The organism is Xanthomonas sp. NCPPB 1132, assembly GCF_056629235.1.
On record NZ_CM152819.1, the window covers coordinates 4,818,765 to 4,840,775 of the forward strand.

The 22,011-nt window shown below is 70.4% G+C and carries 16 protein-coding genes and 2 pseudogenes; 3 read left to right on the top strand and 15 right to left on the bottom strand.

Annotation, left to right across the window (positions count from 1 at the left end; genetic code table 11):
• Positions 1–222 precede the first annotated feature (222 nt).
• The 3 genes from amt to glnA form a co-directional block, all read right to left on the bottom strand.
• Positions 223–1,662: an ammonium transporter gene (amt, locus tag AC1G9L_RS20770; protein ID WP_019800782.1), complete on the bottom strand. Its 1,440-nt coding sequence runs from the start codon at positions 1,660–1,662 to the stop codon at positions 223–225.
• Positions 1,663–1,681: 19 nt separating this feature from the next.
• Complete coding sequence (locus AC1G9L_RS20775; protein WP_010341076.1) at positions 1,682–2,020, bottom strand: P-II family nitrogen regulator; 339 nt, start codon at positions 2,018–2,020, stop codon at positions 1,682–1,684.
• Between the two features lie 325 nt (positions 2,021–2,345).
• Positions 2,346–3,755 (bottom strand): type I glutamate--ammonia ligase, encoded by a 1,410-nt coding sequence (glnA, locus tag AC1G9L_RS20780; RefSeq protein ID WP_019800784.1) that lies wholly within the window; start codon positions 3,753–3,755, stop codon positions 2,346–2,348.
• A 225-nt stretch (positions 3,756–3,980) separates the two neighbouring features.
• On the opposite strand from glnA, the gene AC1G9L_RS20785 reads away from it, so the two are divergent.
• Positions 3,981–4,772 (top strand): undecaprenyl-diphosphate phosphatase, encoded by a 792-nt coding sequence (locus AC1G9L_RS20785; protein ID WP_019800785.1) that lies wholly within the window; start codon positions 3,981–3,983, stop codon positions 4,770–4,772.
• Positions 4,773–4,988: 216 nt separating this feature from the next.
• Here the strand turns inward: AC1G9L_RS20785 and AC1G9L_RS20790 are convergent, their stop codons facing one another.
• From AC1G9L_RS20790 to AC1G9L_RS20835, 10 genes and pseudogenes are all read right to left on the bottom strand, one after another.
• On the bottom strand, positions 4,989–5,600 hold the full coding sequence (locus AC1G9L_RS20790; protein ID WP_019801280.1) for a YbhB/YbcL family Raf kinase inhibitor-like protein: 612 nt from the start codon (positions 5,598–5,600) through the stop codon (positions 4,989–4,991).
• A gap of 20 nt (positions 5,601–5,620) precedes the next feature.
• Positions 5,621–7,696: a tetratricopeptide repeat protein gene (locus AC1G9L_RS20795; protein ID WP_481069863.1), complete on the bottom strand. Its 2,076-nt coding sequence runs from the start codon at positions 7,694–7,696 to the stop codon at positions 5,621–5,623.
• A gap of 353 nt (positions 7,697–8,049) precedes the next feature.
• Positions 8,050–9,042, bottom strand: coding sequence for a YheT family hydrolase (locus AC1G9L_RS20800; protein ID WP_481069864.1), 993 nt, complete (start codon positions 9,040–9,042; stop codon positions 8,050–8,052).
• A gap of 67 nt (positions 9,043–9,109) precedes the next feature.
• The gene (locus AC1G9L_RS20805) at positions 9,110–9,904 is read right to left on the bottom strand and encodes a lysophospholipid acyltransferase family protein (protein ID WP_019801786.1); all 795 of its coding nucleotides are present in this window, start codon (positions 9,902–9,904) and stop codon (positions 9,110–9,112) included.
• A gap of 114 nt (positions 9,905–10,018) precedes the next feature.
• The gene (locus tag AC1G9L_RS20810; RefSeq protein ID WP_010340929.1) at positions 10,019–10,438 is read right to left on the bottom strand and encodes a hotdog fold thioesterase; all 420 of its coding nucleotides are present in this window, start codon (positions 10,436–10,438) and stop codon (positions 10,019–10,021) included.
• Between the two features lie 145 nt (positions 10,439–10,583).
• A pseudogene (locus AC1G9L_RS20815) lies at positions 10,584–11,177 on the bottom strand (phospholipase D-like domain-containing protein); the annotation flags it as partial.
• 122 nt (positions 11,178–11,299) lie between these two features.
• Positions 11,300–12,578, bottom strand: a pseudogene (locus tag AC1G9L_RS20820) (phospholipase D family protein); the annotation flags it as partial.
• Positions 12,579–12,589: 11 nt separating this feature from the next.
• Complete coding sequence (locus tag AC1G9L_RS20825; RefSeq protein WP_019800244.1) at positions 12,590–13,210, bottom strand: YceI family protein; 621 nt, start codon at positions 13,208–13,210, stop codon at positions 12,590–12,592.
• Positions 13,201–13,677: a SixA phosphatase family protein gene (locus AC1G9L_RS20830; RefSeq protein WP_010340932.1), complete on the bottom strand. Its 477-nt coding sequence runs from the start codon at positions 13,675–13,677 to the stop codon at positions 13,201–13,203. Before AC1G9L_RS20830 ends, AC1G9L_RS20825 begins: the two co-directional genes overlap by 10 nt.
• A gap of 15 nt (positions 13,678–13,692) precedes the next feature.
• On the bottom strand, positions 13,693–14,325 hold the full coding sequence (locus AC1G9L_RS20835; protein ID WP_019800243.1) for a nucleotide-binding protein: 633 nt from the start codon (positions 14,323–14,325) through the stop codon (positions 13,693–13,695).
• 142 nt (positions 14,326–14,467) lie between these two features.
• Here AC1G9L_RS20835 and AC1G9L_RS20840 point away from each other — a divergent pair, with 142 nt between their 5' ends.
• A complete protein-coding gene (locus tag AC1G9L_RS20840; protein ID WP_019800242.1) occupies positions 14,468–15,961 on the top strand; it encodes an AAA family ATPase in 1,494 nt (497 codons plus the stop codon).
• A gap of 218 nt (positions 15,962–16,179) precedes the next feature.
• Here AC1G9L_RS20840 and AC1G9L_RS20845 read toward each other — a convergent pair whose 3' ends face one another.
• Both AC1G9L_RS20845 and AC1G9L_RS20850 read right to left on the bottom strand, forming a co-directional pair.
• The gene (locus AC1G9L_RS20845; protein WP_019801618.1) at positions 16,180–17,094 is read right to left on the bottom strand and encodes an AEC family transporter; all 915 of its coding nucleotides are present in this window, start codon (positions 17,092–17,094) and stop codon (positions 16,180–16,182) included.
• A 317-nt stretch (positions 17,095–17,411) separates the two neighbouring features.
• On the bottom strand, positions 17,412–18,023 hold the full coding sequence (locus tag AC1G9L_RS20850) for a tetratricopeptide repeat protein (protein WP_481071208.1): 612 nt from the start codon (positions 18,021–18,023) through the stop codon (positions 17,412–17,414).
• 190 nt (positions 18,024–18,213) lie between these two features.
• Here AC1G9L_RS20850 and AC1G9L_RS20855 point away from each other — a divergent pair, with 190 nt between their 5' ends.
• Positions 18,214–21,936, top strand: coding sequence for an indolepyruvate ferredoxin oxidoreductase family protein (locus AC1G9L_RS20855; protein WP_481069865.1), 3,723 nt, complete (start codon positions 18,214–18,216; stop codon positions 21,934–21,936).
• Positions 21,937–22,011: the final 75 nt, after the last annotated feature.

A 22,011-nucleotide genomic window follows, 5' to 3' on the forward strand; every position in this document is an offset into this window, starting at 1 on the left:
ACGCCAGCACCGGACCTTGCAACGCGACGCAGCCAGGAATCTTGCGGAAAGCCGGGGGTGTGGCGAGGCGAATGGCCACGCGGAATACCTCGATCTTTTGAGAATGGCCGGCGCTTCCCCCCAGGAAGCGCCGGCGAAGGCCGCGGGTGCGTGGGCCGGCCACCAGCGCCGGCCACACGTACTGCGACAAGGCCCGCGACCGCCGTCGCGGGCCGGCGAAACTCACAACTCGTAGGCGGATTCGCCATGCGAGGTGATGTCCAGACCCTCGCGCTCGGCGTCTTCCGGCACGCGCAGGCCGATCACCAGCTTGGCGATCAGGAAGCCGACCACCGAGACCACGCCGATCCAGCCGACGGTGATCAGCACGCCTTCGGCCTGCACCAGCACCTGATGGCCCATGGTCACACCCTCGGCGTAGCCCATGCCGCCCAGTGCCTTGTCGGTGAACACGCCGGTGAGGATCGCACCGACGATGCCGCCGACGCCGTGCACGCCGAACACGTCCAGGGTGTCGTCGGCATTGAGTAGCTTCTTCAGCCCGGTCACGCCCCATACGCAGATCACGCCGGCGGCAACGCCGATGGCGATCGCGCCGAACGGCCCCACGGTGCCTGCGGCGGGGGTGATGCCGACCAGGCCGGCGACCATGCCCGAGGCCACGCCCAGCGCCGAGGACTTGCCCTTGATCACCTTCTCCGTCAGCGACCACGCCAGCACCGCCGCGGCGGTGGCCAGCAGGGTGTTGAGGAAGGCCAGCGCCGCGGTGGCGTTGGCTTCCAGCGCCGAACCGGCGTTGAAGCCGAACCAGCCCACCCACAGCAGCGAGGCACCGACGAAGGTCAGGGTCACGTTGTGCGGCTTCATCGCGGTGTGGCCGAAGCCCAGGCGCTTGCCGACGAAGTAGGACCCGACCAGGCCGGCCACGCCGGCGTTGATGTGGACCACGGTACCGCCGGCGAAGTCCAGCGCGCCCTTGCCGAACAGGAAGCCGGGGGTCGACCACACCATGTGCGCCAGCGGCAGGTAGCCGAAGGTGAACCAGATGACCACGAACAGCAGCACCGCGGCGAACTTCACCCGCTCGGCGAAGGCGCCGACGATCAGCGCGCCGGTGATGCCGGCGAAGGTCAGCTGGAAGGCGACGAACACGTACTCCGGCAGCTTGAAGCCCTTGGAGAAGGTGTCGGCCAGCGTGGTGGTGTCGACGCCGGCCAGCAGCGCCTTGTGCAGCGTGCCGATGAACGGACCGCCGTCGGCGAACGCCAGGCTGTAGCCGTACACCACCCACAGCACCGCGATCAGCGAGAACACCACGCCGACCTGGATCAGCACCGACAGCACGTTCTTGGCGCGCACCATGCCGCCGTAGAACAGCGCCAGGCCGGGCACCACCATCATCAGCACCAGCAGCGTGGAGGTGAGCATCCAGGCGACGTCGCCCTTGTCCACCACCGGCGCGGCAGCGGCCGGAGCCGGTGCGGCGGCCGGCGCGGGCGGCGGCGTCAGTTGTTCGGTGACCACGTCCGGCGTCGGCGCCGGGGTGACTTCGGCCTGGGCAAAGGCCTTGCCCGGGATGCCGACCGCCATCGCGCTGACCAGCATCAGCATGCATACCGCGTAGAACCGGGCCTTCCACCCGGCGAACAGACCTGTCTTCATGAAGGGCTCCAAGGTGGGGTTAGAGCGCATCGGCGCCGATTTCGCCGGTACGGATACGGACGACCTGCTCGATGGCGGTGACGAAGATCTTGCCGTCGCCGATCTTGCCGGTGCCAGCCGCGCCCTGGATCGCCTCGACCACGGCATCCAGACGCTCGTCGGTCACCACGGTCTCGATCTTGATCTTGGGCAGGAAGTCGACGACGTATTCGGCACCGCGATACAACTCGGTGTGGCCCTTCTGCCGACCGAAGCCCTTGACCTCGGTGACGGTGATGCCGGACACCCCAGCCTGCGACAAGGCCTCGCGGACCTCGTCGAGCTTGAATGGCCGGATGATGGCGGTGATCAGTTTCATGCGCATACCCCGTTGGTGGAAGGAACCGGCCGCCGAAGGCCGGCCGGCACTGAGCCCATCGACCGCGCCGCGAACGGCGCGGTTACTGCTGCGCGATGCGTTCCGTGGATCACGCCGTGGCCCACCGCACCGAAGGTGCGGCGGCAACGGCGACGTGGGAGGGAACGTGGCCCACGGCACGCAAGCGCTTTGTTGCGCGGTACATCCCCTGGTCAATCGGTGACGCAATTGCTGGCGCGGACCACCTGCGCGACTCCCCAGCCGGGCAGGTGGCGGCGATGGCGAAGGAGGGAGGGGAAGCCTTCGCCATCGCCGCGCGTGGAACTCAGTTGGCGTAGTACAGCTGGTATTCCAGCGGGTGCGTGGCCGCGCGGAACTTGGTCACTTCCTGCATCTTCAGCGCGATGTAGCCGTCGATGAAGTCGTCGGTGAACACGCCGCCGGCCTTGAGGAACTCGCGGTCGGCGTCCAGCGCTTCCAGCGCCTGGTCGAGGCTGGAGCACACCTGCGGGATCTGCTTCTCTTCTTCCGGCGGCAGGTCGTACAGGTCCTTGTCGCTGGGCGCGCCCGGGTCGATCTGGTTCTTGATGCCGTCCAGGCCGGCCATCATCAGCGCGGCGAAGGTCAGGTAGCCGGACTGCAGCGGATCCGGGAAGCGGATCTCGATGCGGCGCGCCTTCGGGTTGGACACCCACGGAATGCGGCACGAGGCCGAACGGTTGCGCGCCGAGTAGGCCAGCATCACCGGCGCCTCGAAGCCCGGGACCAGGCGCTTGTAGCTGTTGGTGCCGGAGTTGGTGAAGGCGTTGATCGCCTTGGCGTGCTTGAAGATGCCGCCGATGTACCACAGCGCCATCTGCGACAGGCCGCCGTAGCCGTCGCCGGAGAACAGGTTGGTGCCGCCCTTGGCCAGCGACTGGTGCACGTGCATGCCCGAGCCGTTGTCGCCGACGATCGGCTTGGGCATGAAGGTCGCGGTCTTGCCGTTGCGGTAGGCGACGTTCTTGATGATGTACTTCATCATCATCAGTTCGTCGGCCTTCTTCACCAGCGAGTTGAACTTGGTGCCGATCTCGCACTGGCCGGCGGTGGCCACTTCGTGGTGGTGCACCTCGACTTCGATGCCGACCTGCTCCAGGGTCTTGCACATCTCGGCGCGCAGGTCCTGCAGCGAGTCGGTCGGCGGCACCGGGAAGTAGCCGCCCTTGACCGCCGGACGGTAGCCGCTGTTGCCGCCTTCGATCTTGCTGCCGCTGCTCCAGGCTGCCTCTTCCGAATCGATCTTGAAGAAGGTGTGGCCCATCTCGTTGCCGAAGCGCACGCCGTCGAAGATGAAGAATTCCGGCTCCGGGCCGAAGAACGCCTGGTCGGCGATGCCGCTGGACTTCAGGTAGGCTTCGGCGCGCTTGGCCACGCCGCGCGGGTCGCGGCCGTAGCTCTGCATGGTGGCCGGGTCGAGGATGTCGCAGGTCAGCACCAGGGTCGGATCGGCCATGAACGGATCGACGAAGGCGGTGTCGGCGTCGGGCAGCAGGACCATGTCCGACTCGTTGATGCCCTTCCAGCCGGCGATCGAGCTGCCGTCGAACATCTTGCCTTCCTCGAACAGCGACGGCTCGATGATGCTGACCGGGAAGGTGACGTGCTGCTGCACGCCGCGCATGTCGACGAAGCGCAGGTCGACGAACTCGATCTTGTTGTCCTTGACCAGCTTCTCAATAGTTTCCGCAGACATTCGATGCAACCTCGGGTTGTGAAGGGCGTGGGCGAGTATCAGCAATCGCCATGCCAAGCGTGTGGCACTCACAAGCCCTTGATTCTGCTGAAGCGTGCACGCGAACGATGCAAATGCACTGCACTTTCTTGGTGCATTCACACCTGAACGCACCAAATTTGTGCGCCTAATGGATGCTCTATCCTTGCGCAGCTTCCCCCTCCCCCAAACGCGACCCTTTCCTCCATGAGCGATCCGTTGTCGGCCCTGCTGCTGGGCATCATCGAAGGCCTGACCGAATTCCTGCCCATCTCCAGCACCGGGCACCTGTTGATCGCCGAGCGCTGGCTCGGCCACCGTTCCGACTTCTTCAACATCGTGATCCAGGCCGGCGCGATCCTGGCCACCACCCTGGTGTTCCGGCAGCGCCTGTGGGACCTGGCGACCGGCCTGGGCGACCGCGCCAACCGCGACTACGCATTCAAGCTGGGCGCCGCCTTCCTGGTCACCGCGGTGGTCGGCCTGGTGGTGCGCAAGGCCGGCTGGCAGTTGCCCGACAGCGTGCAGCCGGTGGCCTGGGCGCTGGTGATCGGCGGTGTGTGGATGCTGGTGGCCGAGTACTTCGCTGCGCGCCTGCCCGAGCGCGAGACGGTGACCTGGACGGTGGCCATCGCGGTCGGCCTGGCGCAGGTGGTGGCCGGCGTGTTCCCCGGCACCTCGCGGTCGGCGGCGACGATCTTCCTGGCGATGCTGCTGGGCCTGAGCAAGCGCTCGGCCGCGGCCGAGTTCGCCTTCCTGGTCGGCATCCCGACCATGTTCGCGGCCAGCGCCTACTCGTTCCTGGAGCTGTACAAGGACGGCGGCCTGGGCAACGAGAACTGGGGCGACGTGGCCCTGGCCTTCGTCGCCTCGATGGTCACCGGCTTCGTGGTGGTGAAGTGGCTGCTGGGCTACATCAAGTCGCACCGCTTCACCGCCTTCGCGGTGTACCGCATCGTGCTGGGCGCGGCGCTGCTGCTGTGGTTGCCGGCGGCGTGAGGGGTTGAGTGGGCGAGGCGCTTCGCGCGCCTGACCCTCACCCCAACCCCTCTCCCGAGGGAGAGGGGCTTCGGCTCTTCCCTTCTCCCCTCGGGAGAAGGTGCCCCGCAGGGGCGGATGAGGGTACGGGCGAAGCCTCGCAATGACGGATCATCGAGGCGCTTCGCGCTCCGACCCTCACCCCAACCCCTCTCCCGGTGGGAGAGGGGCTTAAGCTCACTTCGCAGCTGGATTGAGGCTGTAAGTGCCATGCAGGCTGGCCTCTGCCAGCACGTGGCCCTGCATCGCGCGCAGGGCGTCGGCGGCGGTGAAGCGTGCCGGCACGTCCAGGTGCGCCACGTCCAGCGCGAACAGGCGGAAGAAGTAGCGGTGCACGCGCAGGTCGTTGGCCGGCGGATACGGGCCGTCGTAGCCGTGGTAGTCGCCGCCCATCGCCGCGTCGCCGGCGAACCAGTCGGTGTAGCTGTTCAGCCCCTGCCGCGCGCCGTCCAGGCCGGGCGGTTGCTGCTTGCCCTTGGCCACCACGCCGTCGCTGGCGCTGCCCTCGGCGATCTCCCGCAGATCCGCGGGCAGGTCCACCGCCACCCAATGCACGAATTCGGTGCGCGGTTGTTCGACCGGGATCCGCGCGTCGTCGCGGCCGACCATCTCGGCCACGGTCGGCACGTCCGGATCGACGCACAGCAGCACGAAGGACTGTGTGCCGGCCGGCACCGCGTCCCAGGCCAGGTGGGGGTTGCGGTTGCCGCCGAAGCCGTCGGCCTGGCCCATCGCGTAGGTCGCGGCGATGGGCTGACCCGGCTGGATGCTGTCACTGCGAAGACGCATGCGTGAATCTCCTTGGGGAATCAGGTTTCAGGGTAGCCAAGGCGCACCGCGACCGACGTCAGCAGCGCGAAGGCCGCGGACAGCGGGGCGGCGTAGGCGCGCCAGTGGCCGGCGACCAGGCGCGGCGGGCCGACCGTGGCGATGGTCGGGAACGCCACGCCGAACGCCTGCTCCAGCGCCGCCGCCACGCCGGCCGGATCGTGCTCGGTCCCGTCCAGGCGCACCAGGTGGTGCGGATACAGGTCCTGCTCGTGCAGGTCGGCCACCTGCGCCAGCACCGCCGCCAGCCACTGCGCGCCGGCCTCCGGCGAGGCCAGGCCCAGCGGCGCCGGGGCGCCATTGGCCAGCCAGTCCAGCAGCATGTCGCGCGGGTCGCGCAGCACGATCAGCAGCCGCCCTTCCGGCAGGTGCGGGCGCAGCGCGCGCAGCAGTGCGTTGTCCCACCACAGCAGCCAGTCGACGATGTTGCCGTCGCCGACACCGCGCGCCGGCAGTTGCGCGCGCCACTCGGCGACCAGCGCCGCACCGTCCAGGGCGCCGCTGTCCAGTTCCCCGACGCTGCGGAAGCGCTGCAGGCCGTCGGTCGGCGGCTGCGGGCCGAAGCGGTCGCCGCGCAGCACCGGGCTGGCCGCGTCGATCACCGCGATCACCCGCTCCACGCCGCTGCCCGGGGGCCCCCAGACGAACAGCGGGCGGGCCTGGTTCTGCGGGTCGACCGTACCCAGCGGCGGCCACTGCGCCGGGGCCTGGCCCAGTGGCGGCAGCGGCAGGCGGTGCGGCAACTGTTCCTGCTGGAAGGCCACCCAGGTCGCGAGTGCGTCTTCCGGGCGCCCGGCCGCATCCTGCACCGCCGCCAGCCACGGCCGCACCACGGTGCGGTCGCGTTCGGGCATGCGCTGCATCAGGCCGTGCACATGGGCAATGGCGGCGTCGTGCTCGCCGCGCTCCAGCAGCGCCTCGACCAGGCGTTCCTCGCCGCTGAGCCGGCCCGGTTCCAGCGCCACGATGCGCTGCGCCACGGCCTCGCCCTGATCGCGCTCGCCGGCCATGTCGTGCACGCGCAGCTGCGCTTCCAGCGCCGGCACGTGCGCCGGCATCGCTGCCTGCCAGCGCGCGATCAGCGCGCGCGCCTCGGGGCCGCCCACCGGCTCCAGCGCCAGCCGCGCCAGCCACAGGTCGTGGGCGTCGGTGGTGGTGGCCAGCGCCGCTTCCAGGGTGGCGCGGGCGTCGTCGATCGTGCCCAGGCGCTGCCAGGCGATCAGCGCCGCGTGCAGGGTACGGCGGTCGGCCGGTGCCACCGCCAGGGTGCGGCGCAGGTGCTCCAGCGCCTCGGCCGGGCGATCGGCCTGCAGGGCGTATTCGCCGGCCAGCCGGCGCATGTTGGCGGTATCGCCGGCCGGATCGGCCAGCACCGTCTCCAGCGCGGTGATGGCGTCGTCCAGGCGGCCCTGGCGGTAGGCCAACTGCGCGACCAGCGCCATCATCGCCGCGCCGGTGCCCGGGGTGAGCGCGGCGACGCGGCGGAACGCGGTCTCGGCGAAGGCGAAGTGCTGCTTGTCCAGGTAGGCGAAACCCAGCGCGTAGAGCAGGCGGGGATCGTCCGGCAGCGCGTTGCTGGCGCGCGCGAGCAGCGCCAGCGCGCGGTCGGCGTCGCCGCGGCGCAGCGCCAGCATGCCGTCCACGCCGAGCAGTTGCGGATGCTCCGGCTGCAGGCGCGCGGCGGTGCGGCTGAGTCGCTCCACTTCGTCCAGGTCGCCGCGGCCCAGCGCCAGGTGCGCGCGCATCACGTAGGCGAGGAATTCGTTGGGATCCAGCGCCGCGGTCTGCGCCAGGGCGTCCTCGGCCTGGGCCAGGTCGTTGGCGCTGACCAGCATGCCGGCGTGCAGCAGGTGCAGGCTGGCGTCTTCCGGCGCCAGCGCGATCGCGCGGCCGATGCTGTCCAGGGCGGCGGCGGTCTCGCCGTGCTGCTGTTGCGCCAGCGCCAGCCAGCGCAAGGCCTGCGGGTCGTCGGCGGCCTCGGCGGCCCAGGTATGGGCGAGACGCAGCGCGTCGGCGGTGTCCTGGCGGCGCAGGGCGTCGAGAATGGGCTCGTGCATGGAGTTCCGGCTCGGGGCAAACCCGCATTGTAGCGGGAGCATCGGGCCGCCCTGCGCGGGCGCCTGCTGCCAGCCGGCGGGCACGGCGGGCGGCGTCTGGCCTCGCTGGGAACGGCCGTGTCGCTCACACTGTAGGGGACTGAGGCGACGCGACGGCGAGGTCTGCCGAGCATGCCGGACTGCGCAGATCACCCGGTGCGCCGCGCAGCGCTACGTAGTGGCGGCGCTGGTGGTGCGGGAACGGCGGAAGGGGCGTCGACGTGTGACGCATCCGGGGATTGCGGTGCGCGCCACTCCGCTGACCGCCTGCCGGCGCGGGCGAGGTCGCCCGCCCGCCAGCGCGCCACTGCCGCTTAGGCCTCCACCAACCCCTCGGTCAGCCGTTCGGCCACCCAGCGTTCGGCGAAGCCGTCGCCGCGCGCGTTCTCGATGAAACCGCAATGGCCGCCCCAGCGGGCGATCTCCAGCCGGGCGATGTCGGGCAGGCGCCAGCTGCGGAAGTCGTCCAGCGGAATCACCGGATCGTCCTCGGCCATCAGGATGTCGGCCGGCACGCGCAGGCCGAGCAGGCGCTCGCCGGCGATGCAGTAGCTGTCGAAGTAGGCGTCCAGGCTGGCGAAGCCGGCGTGGCGCTCGGCCAGCCAGGCCATCAGCCCGCGCATGTCCAGCGCCAGGGTGGCGTCGTCGTAGCCGTGGCGGTCGGGGAACAGCTCGCGCTTGCGCAGCAGCGACTCGCGCCACTTGCGGCGGAAATACCAGTCGTAGAACTGCGGGCCGTTCTCGATCCGCTGCATGGTGGTGGCCGGGTCCAGCAGCGGGCACACCGCGGCCACGTGCTGCAGCGGCAGCCCCGACGCCGGCGCGCGCAGCGCCAGGCGCAGGGCGAAATTGCCGCCCAGCGAGTAGCCGGCCGCAAGCAGGGTGGGCGCCGGGAAGCGCCGCCACAGGTCGCAGGCGGCGTTGACCACCTCGTCCAGGCGCTCGGAGTGGAACAGGTCCACGTTCAGGTGGTGGGTGCCGCCATGGTCGCGGAAGTTGAGCCGGAACACCTGGTAGCCCAGCGCCAGCATCTTCGCCGCGGTCAGGCGCATGTAGCTGGAGTTGGCGCTGCCTTCCCAGCCGTGCAGCAGCAGCACGGTGCCGCGCGGCGCTTCGCCGGCCGGCACGCTGAGCCAGCCCTGCAGGCGCACGCCGTCGCCGCCGTCGAGGATGTGCGAGGTGGTAGTGGCGCCGCTGGCGGCGAGCAATTGTTCGCCACGGCGCACGCGCAGCAGGCTGGAACCCAGTACCGATTGGACGTGCGGGTTGCGCAACCAGCGTGGGGGGGAGTAATCGGTCGCGTTCATGGAGAGCGAGCTTGCGCCTGTCGACTGGAGTAATCGGTCAAGCGCGGCAGGGGCAGTGTCCCGCTGTTCAGGGTTGTGCCATCGCCGTGACGATGCGCGCGCGCGAGATCTCGGCAATGCGTCGGCGCCCTTCCACGTCCTGCAGCCGGATCGGCTCCAGGAAATGCACCTCGGCCACCCGCCCCGGCTCGCCGAGCAGGCGCAGGAAGTTGGCGAAGAAACTCTCGTGCGGGCCGAACGCGACGATCTGCTGCGCCGAGCCGCCGGCGCCGTAGCGTAGCGCCACCGGCTGCACCGCCACCTCGGCCTCGACCGCGGCCTGGAAGATGCGCGCGTGGAACGGTCCCACGTCCTGGCCGCTGCGGGTGCGCCCTTCCGGGAACACGCCGACCGAGCAGCCGGAGCGCAGCCGCTCCAGCATCGCCTGCAGCACCCCGCCCAGCGACTCGGTGCTGCCGCGCTGGTGAAAGATGGTCTGCCCGCGCGCGGCCAGCCAGCCGACCAGCGGCCAGCCGGCGATCTCGCGCTTGGCAACGAAGCCCATCATGCGCTGGCTGTGCAGCATCACGATGTCGATCCAGCTGACGTGGTTGGCGACGAACAGCACCGGGTTGGGCAGGGGCGCGCCGATGCGGCGCACGCGCAGGCCGAAGATGCGCAGCAGCCAGGTCGACCACCAGCAGACCATGCGGTCGCCGAAGGATTCGGTGCCGGCGCGGCCGGGCGACAGCGCCATGCACACCAGCAGGAACGGCAGCGACAACAGCACGTGCAACGCCAGCAGCGGCACGCGGTAGCCGTAACGAACCCAGCGCAGCGCCCCACCGTATTGGCGCATGGCGGGTGGGGAGAACTCGCTCATCTGAACAAGGGTACCGGAAGCGGGGGCCTAGCGGAGAATTGTGTCACCCCGAAGACGCGGCTGGCGCCGCCGCGGCCGCGCGTGCCGAGGCAGGGTTCAGCCCGGGCGCCGGGTTCAGCCGCGGTCGACCACCGCCAGGGTCAGCCGCGACACGCATACCGGCTTGCCGGCCGCGTCCTCGATGTGGATCTCCCACACCTGCGTGGTCCGGCCCACGTGCAGCGGCCGCGCGGTGCCGGTGACCGTGCCGCTGCGCGCGGCGCGCAGGTGGTTGGCGTTGATTTCCAGGCCCACGCAGATCCGCCCCGGCCCCACGCACAGGTTGCCGGCGGTGCTGCCCAGGGTCTCGGCCAGCACCACCGAGGCACCACCGTGCAGCAGCCCGTACGGCTGCCGCGTGCGCGCGTCCACCGGCATCGTCGCCCGCAGCCAGTCCGGCCCGGCCTCGGTGAAGACGATGCCCAGGTGCGCGATCAGGGTGTCGCGGCAATCGGCGTTGAGGACAGCGAGATCGGCAGGTTCGCGAAAGGGCATTTGGGGGCCGGGATTGGGGATTCGGGATTCGGGATTGGCAAGAGCGCATGCCAGGCACGGACATTATCGCGCCTGCACAGGCATCAGGTCGCAGGGAATCCGTTTTTACGAATCCCGAATCCCCAATCCCACGAATCCCCGCCCCTCAGAGAATCGGCACCAAGCCCGAGCCGAACGCGGTCAACATCCGTACCAGCAGCCACTTCGGGCCGACGTTGACCTCGGGGAAGTCGCCGACCGCGCTGTAGCAGCGGTGGAAACCGGGGTCGCGCCGGGTCAGCGGCGCCGGGCAGTCGGGGCCGGGCTGGAACTCGTAGTCGGTGGCGTAGCGCCAGGGCCAGAAATCCATTACCGGCAGCGCCTCGGAGACCTTGCCCATGCTGTAGTTCAGGCCCGACAGCACCGGCGGCTTGACCCGCGGCGCCACCACCCAGGAGTTCTCCGGCTCGATGTCGCGGCCGATGCTGGCCGCCAGCGCCTGCGCGAAGGCCGGATCGTCGACGATCACCGCGCCTTCGGTGTTGTAGGTCTCGCTGCGCGGGTCGAAGTTGTGGGTGCCGATCACGCCGACGCGGCGGTCCACCACCAGCGACTTGGCGTGCAGGCCCATGCGCGCGCCCTCGCGGGTTACCGGCAACGGCCGGTTGGCGATGCGCCGGCTCAGGTAGGACGGGCGGGTCTCGGTGCGCAGCACGCGGCGCGCGACCTCGCTGCCGTCGCCGCGGCCGCCGGACGGCCCGCCACTGCCGCTGCCGAGCAGCGAACTGCGCCCGGCGGCGCTGCCGCCCAGCAAGGTGTTGCGCCCACTGCCGGGCTCGCCCTGGTTGTCGTCGCTAGCCGCCGCGGACGGCAGCTCGCCCTGCAGCGGCGCCGGCAGCAGGTTGGCGTAGTCCACCGGCGCATCCAGCGGGAACGGCTTGTATTCGTAGATGTCGAAGCCCAGCTCGCGCAGGTTGCGGCGCTTGTACTTGTAGGACAGCGCGTACACCACCGGGTTGTCGGTGGCCGCCAGGCTGTTGGTGGCCACCACCACGCGCGGCGGCGGGGTGCGCTTGCGCAGATCGCGGAAGATCTCCTGCGCCGGGTCCGACAGCACCAGGTACGGCGTCTGCAGGATGATCTCCTCGCGCGCGTCGGCGATCAGCCGGTCGAGCTTGGGCGCGGTGGAGATGGCCTTGGGGCCGTGTTCGCGGCGGTGCTTCTGTGGCAGGTCGGCGACGTAGTCCACATGCTTGACCGGCAGCGCCGGCAGCACGAAGGCGTTCTCCACGAAGGCCGGATCGGCCGCCTCCTCGCTGACCCGCTGCACCCGCTCCGGACGCAGGAACTGCGCCGGCGGCATCGCCGGCACGCCCTCGCGCAGCAGCAGCTTGCCGACGTCGTTGAGCCGCGCCACCGGCACGCTGCGCCGCGCCGCCCAGTAGGCGTCGAAGTTGGCAGCCATCGACCGCGCCACGGGACCGGCGACCAGCACGTCACGGTCGCGGAAGTTGTACTCGGCGTCCCAGTCGAAATAGTCGTCCTGGTAGTTGCGCCCGCCGACCACGCCGATCGCATCGTCGATCACCAGCAGCTTGTTGTGCATGCGCTGGTTGAAGCGGCGGAAGCAGCACAGCACGCTGGCGGCGTAGTGGAAGTAGTTGGGCTTGGCCAGGCCGAAAGTGGGGTTGTAGATGCGCAGCGAGAAGTTCTCGTGCGCGCCGGCCAGGGCGCCGAGGATCTGCAGGTCGGAGATCGCCGAGAGCTGGTCGATCAGCACGCGCACCTGCACGCCGCGCCGCGCCGCGGCCAGCAGCTCGTCCATCACCAGCCGTGCGCTGTCGTCCTTGTCGAAGATGTAGGTCTGCAGGTCGATGCTGCGGCTGGCGCTGCGGATCAGGTTGACCCGCGCCACCAGCGCTTCTTCGCCGTGGTCGAGGATGGTGGCGTAGTGCCGCGGCGCGCCGTCGTCGGACTGGGCGAAGGCCTTGCCGGCCAGCCCGCGCAGCGGCGAGGCCAGCGCGCAATGGTCCCCGCGCGTGCAGTCGACCTGGCGGTCGCGCGCGGCCTCGGCGATCGCCACGGCACGGCCGTGCTGCGCCTGCGACAGGCTCGCGCAGCCGCTGCCGAGCAGCAGCGCCACCACCACCAGCACCCGCATCCATCGTGATGTCACCGAGTGGACGCCTCGGTCAGGCGTGCGCGCAGCACGAAGGTGACCCGGTCGCTCAAGGCCAGATCCCACTTGTCCATTCCGTAACGTCCACGCAATACCGTACCGCGGCTGATGACGTCGCAATCATAGCCTGCGCGGGTGCATGCGGCCGGCATGACGGTCAGCGTCTCGGCGTGGCTGATCCCGCGGATGCTCAGGACGCCTGGGATTGGCCCGCCCTTGCCCAGCACCTGCGGCGAGAACGGCTGCGAGTCGAAGGACACGGTGGGGTAGCGCGGCGCGTCGAAGAAATCCTCGCCGCGCATCCAGCCGGTGTAGCGCGGCTTGCCGGGGATTTCCACGTAGGCGGTGAACAGGCGCAGGTGCACCTGATGGCGGCCATCGGGCAGCACGTGTACGGTGCCCTCGTAGCGCGGGAAGAAGCCTTCGATGCGTTGGCCGAAGCGGGTGCGGATCTCGAATCCGAAGCGCGACTGCGCCGGGTCCAGCGCGTACTCGCCGGGCGCCAGCAAGGCCGGCGTCACCTGCGCGCAGGCGCTGGCGCACCACAGACACAACGGCAGCAGCGCGGCGCACAGCGCCGGCCGCAGGGACCTGCGCAGCGCGCTCAGGGCCACCAGAACGCGGTCAAGCGCGCCACGCCCGGCTCGATCGCCGCGTCGTGCGGCACCCCGAGCACGGCGACGCTGGCGGTAGGCATGCCGCGGTAGTCGCCTGACTGGCCGCTGTGCATCAGTGCCGCCAGCCGCTCCAGGCCCGGGTTGTGGCCGACCAGCAACAGCCGCTCGACGTCGCGGTGGCCGTCCAGCAGATCGGCCAGGGTGCCCGAAGTGGCCTCGTAGATGCGCGGCTCCAGGCGTTGCTCGACGTAGCCGGTCAGCTCCAGCACCGCCTCCAGGGTCTCGCGCGCGCGCCGCGCCGGCGAACACAGCACCCGGTCCGGCACCAGCCGCTGCTCCAGCAGCCAGCGCCCGGCGGCCTCAGCCTCGGCCAGGCCGTGCGGCGACAGCGGCCGGTCGAAATCGGCCTGGCCGGTGTCGGCCGGTTCGGCGTGGGCATGGCGCAGCAGGATCACTTCTCGCAAAACGATGGTCATCGGTCAGGCCTTCTTGAGCCACTTGAGCAACGGTTCCCAGTCCTGCTGGTGGTCGCGGACCTGGACGGAGTGGTAATCGAACAGGCTGCGGCCCAGCCCCACCAGCACCACGTAGGCCTGGCTGTCGCGCAGTTGCGCCACCATCGGGTACGGCCATTCGCCGAGCATCTGCAGCGCCTGCTGGGTGGCGTTGGTCCAGGGCTTGCTGCGGTTGAGCACCAGCCCGACCGGCAGCTTGCGCTGATGCACCCGCGGCACCTTGGCCAGGGTGTTGAGGAAGCCGACGGTGGCCTCGATGTCCAGCGCCGACGGCATCACCGGCACCACCACTGCGTCGGCCTCGTCGAGGAAGTGGCCCAGATCCTCGGCCATGGCGCCGGCGGCGGCATCGACGATCACCCGCTGCGCGTCGTCGGGCAGCGCCGCGCGCCAGCTGCGCTTGCGGCTGGCGTCGATCGGCAGCACCGCGCTGTCCAGGCCGGCGCGGCGTTCGGCCCAGCGGGTCGAGGAGCCCTGCGGATCGGCATCGGCCAGCACCGTGCGCTTGCCGGCCAGCGCATAGGACGCCGCCAGGTGCGTGGCGACCGTGGTCTTGCCCACGCCGCCCTTGGAGCCGGCCACCAGGATCGTCTTCATGCACGCCTCGCTTCCGGGGGAAGAAGCCGGAGCGTACACCGGCCCTACGTCAGCCGGTAGTCAACATGCAGCATGCCGGCCGGCAGCACGCCGGCCGCCGCCGGGCTTGCTATCGTGGCGGCCCCCTTCGGCTTTCGATGCCATGAGCGAACTGCAGGACCTGGTCGCGCTGATCCGCGCCAACACGCCCCTGATCGTGATCGAGACGCAGGAGGAGGCGCGCATCGTCGATCTGTTCCGGCAGGCCTTGATGCAGGTCTGGCGCGCCCTGCACCGCTGGTCGATCACCGAGGGCCTGCGCCGCATCGACCTGGACCGCGAGGACCCGCCGAGCGGGCCGCCGGATGCCAGCGCGGTGCTGCAGGCGATCAAGCAGGCCGATCAGCGCGGCATCTACCTGCTGCTCGACGTCACCCCGTACCTGGGCTATGCCAGCCACCAGCGCCTGCTGCGCGATATCGTCGAGCGCCGCCATTGCCAGCCGCACGTGCTGGTGCTGATCGGCACGCGGATCGAACTGCCGGCCGAACTGGAAGCGCTGGCCACGCGCTTCAATCCACGCCTGCCCGACGCCAACGCGCTGCTGAAGATGGTGCAGGAGGAAGCGCTGGGCTATGCGCGCGAATTCGGCGGACGCCGGGTGGAGGTCGACGGCGAGGCGGTCAAGCAGATCCTGCGCAACCTGCGCGGCCTCAGCCTGATCGACGCGCGGCGCATCGCCCGGCAACTGATCTACGCCGACGGCGCGCTCACCGCATCCGACCTGCCGCAACTGGCCAGGCTCAAGTTCGAACTGCTCAACCGCAGCGGCCACCTGCAGTACGACAACGACGCCACGCGCTTCGAGGACGTGGCCGGCGCGCGCCGGCTCAAGCAATGGATCGCGCAGCGCCGCGCGGTGTTCGCCGGCACCGCGCCACCGGGGCTGGACCCGCCCAAGGGCGTGCTGCTGCTCGGCGTGCAGGGCTGCGGCAAGTCGATGCTGGCCAAGGCCACCGCCGCCGGGTTCGGCGTGCCGCTGCTGCGCCTGGACATGGGCGCGCTGTACGCCAAGTACCACGGCGAGACCGAGAAGAATCTGCGCGATGCCCTTGCCGCGGTCGAGCAACTGGCGCCGTGCGTGCTGTGGATGGACGAAATCGAGAAAGGCCTGGCCAGCGGTGGCGAGGACGGCGGCGTATCGCGGCGCGTGCTCGGCACGCTGCTGACCTGGATGGCCGAACGCGGCAGCGCCGACGGCAGCGCCGCGGTGTTCATCGTCGCCACCGCCAACCAGGTGCACGAGCTGCCGGCGGAACTGCTGCGCAAGGGCCGCTTCGACGAGATCTTCTTCGTCGACCTGCCCGATCCGCAGGCGCGCGTGGAGCTGTTGCGCCTGCACCTGACCCGGCGGCAACTGCACGCGGACGCTTTCGCGCTGCCGGCCTTGGCTGCCGCCGCCGACGGGTTCTCCGGCGCCGAGATCGAGCAGGCGATCGTCTCCGGGCTGTATGCCGCGCATGCCGAACAGCGGCCGCTGGATACCGAGCTGCTGATGCAGGAGATCCGCACTACCCGACCGCTGTCGGTGCTGATGGCCGAACAGGTGCAGGCGTTGCGCAGTTGGGCCAGTGGGCGGACGGTGCCGGCGGATTAGTGGCGGGCGGTTGGTGACACCGGGCGATGCCGCTATGCGAGGCTGCGCCCGACCCTCACCCCAACCCCTCTCCCGTGGGGAGAGGGGCTTTGGTCTCTCCCTTCTCCCCTCGGGAGAAGGTGCCCCGAAGGGGCGGATGAGGGTACGACGCGCGCGCCATGCCGATCGAGGCGCCGTCCTTCAGCCTCGACACCTTGCGGCGAGACGTGCCATCGCCACTACCGCAACGCCCCCAACAACCACGCCCAGGCCGGCAAGGTCACCAGCGACAGCAGAATCCCGTAGCCGACCAGGGCCGCGGCCAGGCGCGGCGCCAGGCGATGCGAGATCGCCAGCAACGCGGCTGTGATCATGGTCGGCATGGCCGATTCCAGCACGTTGGCCTGCAGCGCCTGCCCACTCAGGCCCAGCGCCCACGACAGTGGCCAGGCCAGGGCCGGCAACAGCAGCAGCTTCAACATCAGCCCGGCGGCCAGCGGCGCCAGTTCCTCGCGCGGCAAGCGCAACTGGATCGAGAACCCCACCGCCAGCATCACCAGCGGCAGCATCGCGTCGGCCAGGTGCTGCAGGCCGGAGGCGATCCACGCCGGCGGCTGCGCCGGCATCAGCGTCAACGCGAACGCCAGCGCCCAGAGCGGCGGGAACCGCGCCATCCGCAACAGGGTCTGCCGCGGCGATGGCGGCGCCTCGCCGCTGTAGCGCGCCAGCACGTACAGGCCGAAGATGGACAGCAGCACGAAGGTGCCGAACTGGTCGTACACCACCGCATACGGCAAGGCCGCCTCGCCGAGCAGCGCGCGCACCATCGGATAGCCGATGAAGCTGGAATTGGCCAGCGCCACGCACAACAGCAGCACCGCCTGCTGCTCGCGGCGCAGCCGCAGCGGCCCGCGAAGCGCCAGCATCGCCAGCGCGCTCACGCCGGTCAGCAGCCACGGCGTCAGCATCAATCCGAGCAGTTCCAGGTTGAACTGCAGGCGCGGCACGTAGATCAGCACCGAGGCCGGCAGGCACAGATACAGCACGACCCCGTTGAGCACCTCGGTGCTGTTGGCCGGCAGCACGCGCAGGCGCGCGAACAGCTTGCCGAGCGCCAGCATGGCCAGAATCAGGGCAAACGCATCGAAGGCCATCGGGGGCAACGCAACTCGACCGGAATCGGCGCGCATCATCGCATGCGCTGCGTGGACACGATGGAGACGCGGCCGCGTGCCGGCGCATTGCACATCAAGATGGCGATCGCGCTCCGCCACGTGTGGCGGGCGCGGCGGTCCACCAGCGCCGCGGTGGCCGCACCTGCGGGGCAGCATCACGCGCGGCGCGATGCGTTGGGACGCCACGTGCGTTGTGCGTCGAATGGCAGGGAATGCGACAGCGCCACCCGTGCGCGCCGTCGACGCACGCCTCGAGGTGCACCCTGCCCTGCCTCGGATGGCGCGTTGCGCGCCGGTCAGGGCCAGGCCGGCGGCGCTGCCTTCCAGGCGGCCTGCACTTCGGCAAGAGTGGCACGCTCGTCGTCGCGCCAAGTCGGCAGCAAGGCCGCGAAATCGGCCGTGGCGCCCCACTTGTCCGGCCAGGTGCGCGCCGCCGCGGCGTACCACTTCACCGCCTCGTCCTTGCGCTGCAAGCGCCACAACGCCAGCGCCAGGGTCGGCGGCAGCCAGTCCGGCGCGGCCGGGCGACCGTTGACCAGCGCGCCCCACTGCGCCAGCGCGCGCGCCGGGTCGCCGGCACGCAGCAGGTCCCAACCGTAGTTCCACTGCACCTGGCGCCGCTGCTGGCCGGCGGGCAGCGCATGCAACGCGGCCTGGTACAGCTGTTCGCCCAGTTCCTGGCGGCCGCCGGCCATGGCGATGCCGGCCAGCTGCGCGCGCGCTTCGTTGGCGTTGGGGTCGCGCTGCACGGCGCTGGCCAGGCGATCGACCAGGGCCTCGCCGCTGCCGGCGATGGCGGTGACCGGACGCGTGGTGCTGCGGTCTTCGTCGAAATAGAACTCTTTCGGTGCCGGCAATGCCTGCGCCCGCACGCTGGCCGCGGTGACCAGCCCGATGCAGGCCAGCATCGCGGCCACTGCGTATGTGTATGCCTTCACTGCTGCAATCCCCTGGAGTGATCCCCTCACCCGGGTCCCATCCTACCCCGGCGGGGCCGGCGTGGACGAGAACGAGCGCAAAAATCGCCGCTGATACAATCGGGACGATCGCGCGCGGCAGGCGCTGCGCGCCCGCCAGCCTTCCATTTCCGGGCAAGCCATGAACCGCATCGCCGATCCGCGTCCGTCGTCCTCCCTCGCCGCAGCGGCCGCTGGTGGTGTGGATACCGGCTATACGCTGGAAGACAAGTACACCCGTACCGACGGCCGCATCTACCTGTCCGGCGTACAGGCGCTGGTGCGGCTGCCGCTGATGCAGCAGCTGCGCGACCGCGCCGCCGGGCTGAACACCGGCGGCTTCGTCAGCGGCTACCGCGGCAGCCCGCTGGGCGGGTTCGACCTGGAACTGTGGCGCGCGCGCAAGCACCTGGACGCGGCCAACGTGGTGTTCAAGCCCGGCCTCAACGAGGACCTCGGCGCGACCATGGTCTGGGGTACGCAGCAGACCAACCTGTTCCCCGGCGCGCGCGTGGATGGCGTGTACGCCATGTGGTACGGCAAGGGCCCGGGCGTGGACCGCTGCGGCGACGTGTTCAAGCACGGCAACGCCGCCGGCACCTCGCGCCACGGCGGCGTGCTGGCGCTGGCCGCCGACGACCACGCCTGCCGCAGTTCGACCCTGCCGCACGGCTCGGAGGACGAGTTCGTCAGCGCGATGATGCCGGTGCTCAACCCGGCCGGGGTGCAGGACATCCTCGACATAGGCCTGCTCGGCTGGGCGATGAGCCGCTATACCGGGCGCTGGATCGGCTTCAAGACCATCGCCGAGACGGTGGAATCCTCGGCCTCGGTGCAGGTGGACCCGTTCGCGCGGCAGATCGTGCTGCCGGAGGATTTCGAACTGCCGCCGGGCGGGCTCAACATCCGCTGGCCGGATCCGCCGCTGGACCAGGAGATGCGCCTGCACCGCTACGCGGTGCGTGCGGCGCAGGCCTTCGCCCGCGCCAACGGTATCGACCGCACGGTGATGGACGCGCCGCAGGCGCGGCTGGGCATCGTCACCACCGGCAAGAGCTACCTGGACGTGCTGCAGGCGCTGGAATACCTGGGCCTGGATGCGGAGGCCTGCGCGCGCATCGGCATTCGCGTGTACAAGGTCGGCATGACCTGGCCCCTGGAACCGCTGGGCATCGCCGCGTTCGCGCGCGGGCTGCAGGACATCGTGGTGGTGGAGGAGAAGAAGGCCTTCATCGAGCGGCAGATGAAGGAACAGTTCTACAACTGGCCGGCCAGCGCCGGTCCGCGCCCGAGCATCGTCGGCAAGTACGACGAAGCCGGCGAATGGATCCTGCCGTCCACCGGCGAACTGACCCCGGCCACCATCGCCGGGGTGATCGGCCAGCGTATCCTGCGCCTGCCGCAGTCCGCCGCACTCGACACCGACTCGATCCAGCAGCGCCTGCGCTGGATGGAGGCCAAGGAAGCGGAAATGGCGCTGCCGCGCGCCAACTTCCCGCGCGTGCCGCACTACTGCTCCGGCTGCCCGCACAACACCTCCACGGTGGTGCCGGAGGGCTCGCGCGCGCTCGGCGGCATCGGCTGCCACTACATGGTGACGTGGATGGACCGCGCCACCGACACCTTCACCCACATGGGCGGCGAAGGCGTCACCTGGGCCGGGCAGGCGCCGTTCACCGACACCCCGCACGTGTTCCAGAACCTGGGCGACGGCACCTATTTCCACAGCGGCTCGCTGGCGATCCGCCAGTCGATCGCCGCCGGGGTCAACATCACCTACAAGATCCTCTACAACGACGCGGTGGCGATGACCGGCGGGCAGCCGGTGGACGGCACCCTCAGCGTGCCCGACATCGCCCGGCAGATGCGCGCCGAGGGCGTGCACACCATCGCCCTGGTCAGCGACGACATCGGCAAGTGGACGCGACGCCGCGAGCTGTTCCCCAGCGAGGTGGACTTCCACGACCGCAGCGAGCTGGACGCGGTGCAGCGGCGCCTGCGCGAGGTCAAGGGCACCAGCGTGCTGATCTACGACCAGACCTGCGCCACCGAGAAGCGGCGCCGGCGCAAGCGCGGCAAGCTGCCCGATCCGCCCAAGCGCGTGCTGGTCAACTCGCTGGTGTGCGAAGGCTGCGGCGACTGCGGCGAGAAGAGCTTCTGCGTGTCGGTGCTGCCGAAGGAGACCGAATACGGACGCAAGCGCCAGATCGACCAGTCCAGCTGCAACAAGGACTATTCCTGCGTGTCCGGGTTCTGCCCCAGCTTCGTCACCGTGCACGGCGGGCAGCCGCGCAAGGGCCGCAAGGCCGAGGCCGCGGCACTGCTGGAACAGTTGCCGGCACCGAGCTTCCGCAGCGACCTGAGCCAGCCCTGGAACATCCTCATCACCGGCGTCGGCGGCACCGGCGTGGTCACCATCGGCGCGCTGCTGGGCATGGCCGGGCACCTGGAGGGCAAGGGCGCCAGCGTGCTCGACCAGACCGGCCTGGCGCAGAAGGGCGGCGCGGTCACCACGCATATCCGCATCGCGCGGCAACCGGAGGACCTGCACGCGGTGCGCATCGCCGCCGGCGAGGCCGACCTGGTGCTGGGCTGCGACATGGTCGTGGTCAACGACTACTGGGCGCTGTCCAAGGTGCGCGGCGACCGCTCGCAGGTGGTGCTGAACACCTACGAGGCGATGCCCGGCACCTTCACCACGCATCCGGACATGCAGTTCCCGGCCGCCGACATCATTGCCGGCGTGCGCCTGGCGCTGGGCGGGCGCGATCCGTTGCTGCTCGACGCCACGCAACTGGCCACCGCGCTGCTCGGCGACGCCATCGCCAGCAACCTGTTCATGCTCGGCTACGCCTGGCAGCAGGGCCTGGTACCGCTGTCGCACGCGGCACTGATGCGCGCGATCGAACTCAATGGCGCGGCCGTGGCGATGAACCAGCAGGCCTTCGCCTGGGGCCGTCTGGCGGCGCTGGACCTGCCGGCGGTGCGACGCGCGGCGGGTCTCGCCGATCCGGCCGCGGACGAGCGCGAACGCCAGGCGCTGAGCCTGCAGCAACTGCCGCCGGGCGAGTGGGAAGGCCACGAGGCCGGCGCCAGCGCCGCCCCGCGCAATCCGTCCAATCCGCGTCCGGCGCGCGAATTGCCGGCTGCCGCCGACAGCGGCGATGCCGGGCACGCGCCGCTGGACGACAGCCGCCTGTCGCGCTCGCTGCACGAGCTGGTCGCACGCCGCCACGCCTTCCTGGTCGACTACCAGGACGCCGCCTACGCCGCGCGCTACACCGCGCTGGTGGAGCGCGTGCGCGCTGCCGAGCAGCGCGTGGCCCCGGCCTCGACCGCGCTGACCGAAGCGGTGGCGCGCTACGCATTCAAGCTGATGGCCTACAAGGACGAGTACGAAGTCGCGCGGCTGTACACCAGCGGCGCCTTCGCGCAGCAGGTACAGGCGCAGTTCGAGGGCGACTACCGCCTGCGCTTCCACCTGGCGCCGCCGCTGCTGGCGAAGAAGGACGCGCAGGGCCGGCTGCGCAAGCGCGAATACGGCCCGTGGATGTTCACCGCGTTCAAGTGGCTGGCCAAGCTGCGCCGGCTGCGCGGTGGCGCCTTCGACGTGTTCGGCTACAGCGCCGAGCGCCGCGGCGAACGGCAACTGATCGCCGACTACGTCGCCACCGTGGACGAACTGCTGCAGCGGCTGCAGGCGGACAACCTGGCGCTGGCGGTGCAGATCGCCAGCATCCCGGAACACATCCGCGGCTACGGCCACGTCAAGGAAGCGCACCTGCACGAGGCCAAGCAGCGCGAAGCGCGGCTGCTGGCGACCTGGCGCAATCCGAAGGCGCTGCATATCGTGCAGGCGGCCTGAGCGGGAGACGAACGCGTGTCGCCGTGCAGTGGCGGCGCAGTGGCGACATCAAGTCCGTCTGACGGAACGCGGCGC

What these genes read in the sequence shown, in the direction of transcription:
- AC1G9L_RS20775 (WP_010341076.1), bottom strand. Translation starts at nt 2,020, where the DNA reads ATGAAACTGATCACCGCCATCATCCGGCCATTCAAGCTCGACGAGGTC.
- AC1G9L_RS20800 (WP_481069864.1), bottom strand. Translation starts at nt 9,042, where the DNA reads ATGAACGCGACCGATTACTCCCCCCCACGCTGGTTGCGCAACCCGCAC.
- AC1G9L_RS20840 (WP_019800242.1), top strand. Translation starts at nt 14,468, where the DNA reads ATGAGCGAACTGCAGGACCTGGTCGCGCTGATCCGCGCCAACACGCCC.
- AC1G9L_RS20785 (WP_019800785.1), top strand. Translation starts at nt 3,981, where the DNA reads ATGAGCGATCCGTTGTCGGCCCTGCTGCTGGGCATCATCGAAGGCCTG.
- glnA (WP_019800784.1), bottom strand. Translation starts at nt 3,755, where the DNA reads ATGTCTGCGGAAACTATTGAGAAGCTGGTCAAGGACAACAAGATCGAG.
- AC1G9L_RS20790 (WP_019801280.1), bottom strand. Translation starts at nt 5,600, where the DNA reads ATGCGTCTTCGCAGTGACAGCATCCAGCCGGGTCAGCCCATCGCCGCG.
- AC1G9L_RS20835 (WP_019800243.1), bottom strand. Translation starts at nt 14,325, where the DNA reads ATGAAGACGATCCTGGTGGCCGGCTCCAAGGGCGGCGTGGGCAAGACC.
- amt (WP_019800782.1), bottom strand. Translation starts at nt 1,662, where the DNA reads ATGAAGACAGGTCTGTTCGCCGGGTGGAAGGCCCGGTTCTACGCGGTA.
- AC1G9L_RS20845 (WP_019801618.1), bottom strand. Translation starts at nt 17,094, where the DNA reads ATGGCCTTCGATGCGTTTGCCCTGATTCTGGCCATGCTGGCGCTCGGC.
- AC1G9L_RS20795 (WP_481069863.1), bottom strand. Translation starts at nt 7,696, where the DNA reads ATGCACGAGCCCATTCTCGACGCCCTGCGCCGCCAGGACACCGCCGAC.
- AC1G9L_RS20805 (WP_019801786.1), bottom strand. Translation starts at nt 9,904, where the DNA reads ATGAGCGAGTTCTCCCCACCCGCCATGCGCCAATACGGTGGGGCGCTG.
- AC1G9L_RS20810 (WP_010340929.1), bottom strand. Translation starts at nt 10,438, where the DNA reads ATGCCCTTTCGCGAACCTGCCGATCTCGCTGTCCTCAACGCCGATTGC.
- AC1G9L_RS20855 (WP_481069865.1), top strand. Translation starts at nt 18,214, where the DNA reads ATGAACCGCATCGCCGATCCGCGTCCGTCGTCCTCCCTCGCCGCAGCG.
- AC1G9L_RS20850 (WP_481071208.1), bottom strand. Translation starts at nt 18,023, where the DNA reads ATGCTGGCCTGCATCGGGCTGGTCACCGCGGCCAGCGTGCGGGCGCAG.